The sequence below is a fragment of the Corallococcus sp. AB045 genome (assembly GCF_003668895.1).
Classification (GTDB): Bacteria; Myxococcota; Myxococcia; order Myxococcales; family Myxococcaceae; genus Corallococcus; species Corallococcus coralloides.
The window spans coordinates 23,024-29,908 of sequence record NZ_RAWN01000125.1; the positions used below are offsets into that span (position 1 = coordinate 23,024).

Annotated in this window: 5 protein-coding genes; 2 read left to right on the top strand and 3 right to left on the bottom strand. The window is 70.3% G+C overall.

The genetic code is table 11. From position 1 onward, the window contains the following. The first annotated feature begins 72 nt into the window (after positions 1-72). Complete coding sequence (locus tag D7Y21_RS26445; RefSeq protein WP_120562926.1) at positions 73-1,989, top strand: thiamine pyrophosphate-binding protein; 1,917 nt, start codon at positions 73-75, stop codon at positions 1,987-1,989. A gap of 5 nt (positions 1,990-1,994) precedes the next feature. Then, positions 1,995-2,960, top strand: a complete 966-nt coding sequence (locus D7Y21_RS26450; protein ID WP_121716469.1) for a 3-oxoacyl-[acyl-carrier-protein] synthase III C-terminal domain-containing protein — start codon at positions 1,995-1,997, stop codon at positions 2,958-2,960. Between the two features lie 12 nt (positions 2,961-2,972). Here the strand turns inward: D7Y21_RS26450 and D7Y21_RS26455 are convergent, their stop codons facing one another. From D7Y21_RS26455 to D7Y21_RS43520, 3 genes are read right to left on the bottom strand one after another with little or no spacing between them, the layout of a single operon-like run. Further along, complete coding sequence (locus tag D7Y21_RS26455; RefSeq protein ID WP_121716472.1) at positions 2,973-3,797, bottom strand: hypothetical protein; 825 nt, start codon at positions 3,795-3,797, stop codon at positions 2,973-2,975. Between the two features lie 11 nt (positions 3,798-3,808). Continuing rightward, positions 3,809-4,630 (bottom strand): hypothetical protein, encoded by an 822-nt coding sequence (locus tag D7Y21_RS26460; protein WP_121716474.1) that lies wholly within the window; start codon positions 4,628-4,630, stop codon positions 3,809-3,811. A gap of 52 nt (positions 4,631-4,682) precedes the next feature. Beyond that, complete coding sequence (locus D7Y21_RS43520; RefSeq protein WP_121716476.1) at positions 4,683-6,785, bottom strand: serine/threonine-protein kinase; 2,103 nt, start codon at positions 6,783-6,785, stop codon at positions 4,683-4,685. Positions 6,786-6,885 lie beyond the last annotated feature (100 nt).

A 6,885-nucleotide genomic window follows, 5' to 3' on the forward strand; every position in this document is an offset into this window, starting at 1 on the left:
CTCGGTGGCAGCGAGTCGACGCGGTAGCTGCGTCGAACCTCACGGGTTCCGGGGCCTTGGAGACGTCCTTCAATGTCCAACTCCTCGCTCGCTGAGCTCCAGGCGGTCACGTCGAACACCCTGCGGAACGAGGTGCCCGTCGAGGCACTCCGGCACGAGACGCCGACCCCGGGGAAGACGAACGTGATGGAGGCGCGTCACGGCGATCCGATCCCGATGTACGGGGACGTGAATGCGCGGGGCTTCAAGACGGTGGAGGACATCTCGGTCGCCGACTGCGTGATCGCGCACCTGGAGGCGGAGGAGGTGGACGCGGTGTTCGGCGTCCCGGGCGGCAACATCGCCCCGTTCCAGCAGGCGCTGCGCAAGCACGCCTCCATGCGCTTCATCATCGCGTCGCACGAGGGTGGCGCGGCGTTCATGGCGGACGGCTACGCGCGCGCCACCGGCAAGCTGGGCGTGTGCATGGTGACGGCGGGCCCGGGTGCCACCAACGCGCTGACGGGCGTGGCCTCCGCGCACCTGGACGGCGTGCCCCTGCTGGCCATCAGCGGCAACATCGCCACGGACCGCGTGGGCCTGATGGCCATCCAGGAGAGCAGCAGCACCCACGGCGTGAACACGGTGGAGATGTTCCGCCAGGCGTGCGCCAGCTCCACGATCGTTCCGGACGCGCAGAGCTTCCAGCGGCTGTTGGCGCGTTCGCTGCGCACCGCGCAGGGCCTGCCCGGCGGCGCCGCGCACCTGAGCGTGCCGGCCAACATCGCGCGCCAGCCCATCCACCGCGCCTCCGTTCCCACCACGCGCGGCGCCTTCCGCGCGCGTCCGGCGACCGCGCCCTTCGAGGACCTGCGCGCCGCCTTCACGCTGCTGCGCACCGCGCGCCGCCCGCTCATCTTCCTGGGCGCTGGCGCCCGCGAGGCGATGGCGGAGCACGCCGAGACGTTCACCGCGTTCGTCACCCAGCACGGCATCCCGGTGGCCACCAGCATGCGCGGCAAGGGGCTGTTCTCCGAGCGCGAGGCGCTGTCGCTGGGCGTGCTGGGCCTGGCCGGCAGCAAGCGCGCCGAGGCGTACCTGCGCGACGGCGTGGACGTGATGCTCGTGCTGGGCAGCCGCCTGGGTGAGTGGGCCTCCCGCAGCTTCCACCGCTACTTCCAGGCCATCCACCACGTCATCCAGGTGGACGTGAACGCCTCCAACATCGGCCAGTTCCTGCCGGTGCGGCTGCCCATCGTGGCGGACGTGGGTTCGGTGATGACGGGCCTGGCGGAGCTGGGGCAGATGATTGGCCCGTCCAGCGGCGCTCGCGTGCAGGAGCGCTGGGCGCAGGTGATGGCGCTGACGGAGCCCGCGCCGGTCATCCGCACCCCGCAGGACCGGGACTCGGTGAAGCCGCAGGACCTGATGGCGGAGCTCGACAAGCACCTGAGCCCGGACATGGACCTGTACATCGACATGGGCAACTGCACGGGTTGGACGTCGCACCTGCTGCACATCACGCCCCCCGCGCGCATCTTCTACCCGTGCGGCCTGTCGTCGATGGGCTGGTCCTGCGGCGCCGTCATCGGCGGCAAGGTGGGCCGGCCGGACCGCGCGGCGGTGGCCATCGTCGGCGACGGCGCGTTCCTGATGAACGGCACGGAGATGATCACCGCGTCGCGCTACCGCGTGGGCACGGTGACCATCGTCCTCAACGACAACTTCCTGGGCATGGTGAACCACGGCGAGCACGTGCAGGACCGCACGCAGCCGCTGGAGGATGACTTCTACGGCCTGGGCAACCCGGACCTGAAGGCCTTCTCCGAGTCGCTGGGCGCGCGCGCCTACACGGTGAACGGCCCCGGTCAGCTGGACGCGCTGCTGCCGGAAGTGCTGCGCCGCGCGGACGAGACCGGCCAGCCGCAGGTCATCGTCGCCCACATCGACTACCGCGAGGTTCCGCCGTACGGCGACCGCTTCGCCGCGGTGGCGTCGGACGCGAAGTAGCCTCCATGACCGCCGCGACCTTCGCGCTCCTGGGAGTCGGCGCCGCTGTCCCGGAGCAGGTTCGCGGCAACGACGACCCGCTGTTCGAGCCCCTGCGTCGCGCCGCCGGAAGCGGCGGGGAGCACGCGCTCTTCTACGGCAACCGCGAGCGCCGGGTGCTGGGTCCGGGCGAGTCCCTGGCCGCGCTCACCGCGAAGGCGGGCGCCGCCGCGCTCCAGGACGCGGGGCTGACGGCTGCGGACGTGGAGCGGCTGTACGGCTACGTGTCGGTGTCGGAGTTCATCGCGCCGAACGAGCTGTACGCGGTGCACCGGGAGCTGGGCCTGTCACAGGGCGCGCTGGTGGTGCCGGTGAACGCGGACTTCGCCAACTTCCTGATGGGCGTGGTGCTGGCCTGGGAGGCCCTGCGCGCGGGCACGCTCCGGCACGCGCTGGTGGCGGTGGGCTCCGCGTGGACCCGCAACGTGGACTACACGCAGGGCCACGCCATTGGCATTGGCGACGGGGCGGGCGCGGTGGTGGTGGGCGCGGGTGAAGGGCTCACGCTGGTGGACTGGGGCGCGGACACCTTCAGCGACGAATACGGCGCGATGATGATGGGCTCGCGGCCGGAGTCCGGCCTCGCGTACCCAACCTATGGCATCGCCCCCGCGGCGGGCGTGAAGGCGTTCCTGAACTCAGGGATGAACGGGCCGCCCCGGCTGGTGGAGCGGCTGCTCACGAAGCACGGCGTGGCGCGCGAGGACGTGACGCTCATCTCCCACCAGGCCACGCGCAAGCTGATGGACCACTGGGCGCAGGAGATCCGCCCGCGCGAGTACCTGGACACCTTCGAGGAGTACGGGAACATGGTGCACGCGTCCATGCCGGTGACGCTGGCCCGCTTCCGCCGCGAGCTGCGCACGAAGTACCTGGTGATGGTCGGCCTGGGCATTGGCGCGCACCAGATGGCGTTGCTGGTGCGCGTCTAGCGGGACCGCCCGCTACTGGTCGTCGCAGGGCGTACCCAGCCGGATGCCCGTGTAGACGCCCAGCTCGTTGTAGATGAGGGGCAGGTTCTGCTCCACGGGGACGTTGCGCAGCTCCACTTCCTTGCGCGCCTTCTCGATCCAGATGGGCTTCTGCGCGCGGTCGATGACGAGCCGCAGCTGGCCCTTCTTGGTCGTGAAGATCTCGCCCTCGGAGTCCGCGACCACGTTGGTCATCTTCTGGGGCTTCAGGTCGCCGCGAGGGCCGATGAACACGCGGAAGTTGCGGGACTCCGCGGGCGTGAAGCCCTTGTCCACGTAGTAGTACGTGCCCTCCGAGTCGCGCAGGAGCGCGTGGGGCGCGAACTTCTGCGGGTTGGGCACGTAGGTGGCCTTGCGCAGCAGCTCCCGCGCCTGCGCGCCAGGGAGCATCTCCAGCGTCACCTTGCGCTCGCCGCAGCGCAGGGAGCAGGTGCGCTCCTTCGTGTCCACGTTCAGCTGCGAGTGCACGCGCAGATCCACGCCGTCGTAGTCGGCGGTGCCGTTGGGGTTGAAGAAGCGCGGATCCTGGAAGGTGGTGGCGGACAGGTTCCGGGAGCGGGCACGAGGCACCACGACCAGGGACTTGCCGTCGCCGTAATAGAGCTGGTCCTCCAGCTCGTCCGTGTCCTCGCGCGGCACGGAGACAACGTAGTGGCCTTTTCCGTCGGTGCAGACGGCGCTGGCCTCCAGGTGCATGCGCTGGCCCAGGTTCTCCGCCTTGCCCCACGGCGGATCGATGGCGGCGGCGGGACTGGCGGAGAGGAGCACGGCCACGGGAAGGATGCGTTGGAAGAGCATGGTGCGCGGGCCTAGAGGTGCTTCTTGAAGTAGCGGGTGGCGGCCTTCTCCTGCTGGCTCGCCTCCGGAGTGGTGGTCCACACGAAGCGGTCGCCTTGCAGCGCGGGCTCCAGCGTGGCGCCGAAGCGGCAGTCCATCTGCTTCAGGCGGGCCTTCACGGTGCCGCGGGCCTCCTCGGAGACTTCGCACAGGGACTTCAGCGCGGTGAGGGGGAAGACGCAGTAGCGGGCGATCTTCTGGGCCTTGAGGAAGGGCTCGGTGACGGTGGTCCAGTCGATGGCGCCCGCCACGGAGGTGCCGCAGGTGGTGTTCAGCTCCTGGAGCGCTTCGGCGTAGGTGGTGTCGTGGAGGGTTTCCTCCGCCTTGCGGTCGAAGGCCATCAGCTTCGCGAGCTGACCGCTCTGGGTCTGCTGCTGGTGCTGGGCGTAGACCTCCTCCGGCTTGAGCTTCTGGGAGCGCGCCTCGTCGTACTGGACGGCGATACCGTTGCCGGGGCCGCCGGGGAAGTGCAGCTCCGTGTTCTTGCCCACGACGATGAGCGGCGAGTAGTCCTTGCCGTGCCACTGGGTCGTGTAGTTGTGGCGCAGCGTGCTGGGGCTGCTCCAGTCCTTCAGGGTGTAGGGGAGGACCAGGTTGTCCAGCACGGAGCCCGTGCCCTGGATGCGCAGGAGGAACTTCTTCTGCTCACGGGGCGCGAGGGGAACGACGGCGACCAGTTCTCCCTGCGGGCCGACGAACACCTTGCCGGCTTCCACGGGAGCGGGCGGCGCGGCCCGGGCGGGCAGGGTGCCTAGAACGGTGGCCAGCACGGCCACGGCGACGATGCATTTCATGTTGGTGTCTCCCCCTCACCCGTCCGTGGTCATGCGGACGGGCGGTGTCTGCTCAAGGCTTCAAGTCGACATCGTACGGCAAGCACGTTGCTTCGGCCTTCTTCCGTAGCTTGGCCGGAAGCTGCTCCCACTGCGCGCGGGCTCCGCCCAGATCCTTCTTCCTGCAGAAGATCTCGGTGATCAGCAGGCTGGCGGCGAGGTTGTGCCCGTCGCTGTAGCTCCGACGGGCCCTGCTGAGCGCCGTCGTCAGATCGTCCGCGAGGATCGCCGCGCGTGCTTCCGCGAGGGCCGTACGCGAGGATTCGTTGGGCGGATCAAAGTCCGGTCCCTGCGGCTCCTTCGTGTTGCCGGGGCCCTTAGGCCTGGGCTGAGGATTCTCCGTGGGAGCAGGCGGGGGTGGATCGTTCTGCGCCACGACAGGCGGTGGAGGCTGGGGTGGCGGGCCCACGGGCGGCGGAGGCACGTGATTCGGGCCCGCGTGCATGACAGGCGGCGGGCCTTCGGGAGGCGGCCCTGCGCGTGGCGGGGGCGCGTGATCCTGGCCCGCGTGCATGACGGGCGGCGGGCCCATGGGCGGAGGCCCGGGCCGCAGCCACCAGCCGAGTCCCACGGCACCGAGGATCAGTGCTGCGGCGCCCGCGATGGGAAGCACGCGTGACTTTGGCGGGACCGCGGCGGGCATCGTCATCGGCCCTGGCATTCCCGGCTGACCCGACACGCTCACCGGGGCGAGCGGCTGGCCCTGGGGACCTACGGCTCCCGCGAAGCTGCCCGGAACCATCTGCTGGCCACCGTAGCTTCCCGGGACGACCTGCTGACCGCCCATGCTGCCGGGCGCGGCCTGCTGGCCGCCCATGCTGCCCGGAGCGACGTGCTGACCCGTGCCGTAACCCTGGGCGGCCTGCTGTCCGCTGTAACTGGCCGGCGACTGCGCGAGGACACCGGGCGCCGGCAGGGCCACGCCCGAGCTCCCCATGCCGCTCCCGGGCATCTGCGTGGCGCCAAAGCCCATCGTGCCGCCCGCCACCTGCGGCTGCTGCCCGAACGGGACCGTGCCGCTGGCTCGCGGCGCCATCGTCGCGTCGAAGCCGATGTCATCCGACGCCGCCAACGCATCCGCGCCAAAGCGGCCCGTCCCAAGCCCCTTGTTCGACGGCGCCATCGTGGCGCCCGTCCCGTCGTCGTCGCTCGGAGCCACGGAGGGGAGGGCGACACCGGAGGGTCGCTTCGCGCGCCCGAAGGTGCGGGCCTCGATCTGCTCCGCGGTTTCCGGAAGCGACTGGAGCTGCGTGCCCGTGAGCTCCGCGATGAACGACGCGACGTCCTGATGGCGGTGATCCGGGTTCTTCTCCAACGCCCGCGACACCGCCCGCGCGACGTTCGGCGGCAGGTCCGGCATCAGCGTGGCCAGCGACACCGGCGGCTCATGCACCACGCGGTAGATGATCTGCACGAGCGACCCGCCACCGAAGGGCGTCATCCCGGAGATCATCTCGAACACGATGCCGCCCAGCGCGAACAGGTCCGTCCGCGCGTCGATGCGGCTGTTCTGCCCCTGCGCCTGCTCCGGCGACATGTATTGCGGCGTGCCGATGAGCACCGCCTCCTGCGTCTGCAGCGTCTCCGACGACATGACCTTGGAGATGCCGAAGTCGAGCAGCTTCACCCGCTCGCCCACCACGCCGCCGGAGTCCGTGGGCACCAGGAAGATGTTCGCGGGCTTCAGGTCGCGGTGCACGACGCCCGCGCGGTGCGCTGTCTGCAGCGCGGACCCCATCTGCCGCGTGAAGGAGAACACCTCCTCCAACGACAGCCGCCCGCGCCGCAGCCGGTCCGCGAGGCTCTCGCCGCGCAGGTACTCCAGCACCAGGAACGGACTGCCGTCCTCCAGCGTGTCGAAGTCCAGCACCTCCACGATGTTCGGGTGCCCCAGCCGCGAGGCGATCTCCGCCTCGCGCCGGAAGCGCACGTGGAGGTCCGGCCCCACGTGCTCGCCTACCCGCAGCACCTTCACCGCGACCTGCTTGCCCGGAAGCCGCAGGTGCTGGGCCAGGAACACCGAACCCATGCCGCCCCGACCCAACACGGAGACGACTTTGTAGGTATTCCGGAGGACCGAATCGATGTGCAGCTCACCGTCAGCCGAGCGCGTCATGAAGAGGGCGTGTCCTGATGACAAAGGGGTGCGAAGCACCACCGTGAAACACGGCGCCACGCTACCACGCCCCCTCCGCCAGGGAACGCGCCCAACCCCC

What these genes read in the sequence shown, in the direction of transcription:
- D7Y21_RS26445 (WP_120562926.1), top strand. Translation starts at nt 73, where the DNA reads ATGTCCAACTCCTCGCTCGCTGAGCTCCAGGCGGTCACGTCGAACACC.
- D7Y21_RS26450 (WP_121716469.1), top strand. Translation starts at nt 1,995, where the DNA reads ATGACCGCCGCGACCTTCGCGCTCCTGGGAGTCGGCGCCGCTGTCCCG.
- D7Y21_RS26455 (WP_121716472.1), bottom strand. Translation starts at nt 3,797, where the DNA reads ATGCTCTTCCAACGCATCCTTCCCGTGGCCGTGCTCCTCTCCGCCAGT.
- D7Y21_RS26460 (WP_121716474.1), bottom strand. Translation starts at nt 4,630, where the DNA reads ATGAAATGCATCGTCGCCGTGGCCGTGCTGGCCACCGTTCTAGGCACC.
- D7Y21_RS43520 (WP_121716476.1), bottom strand. Translation starts at nt 6,785, where the DNA reads ATGACGCGCTCGGCTGACGGTGAGCTGCACATCGATTCGGTCCTCCGG.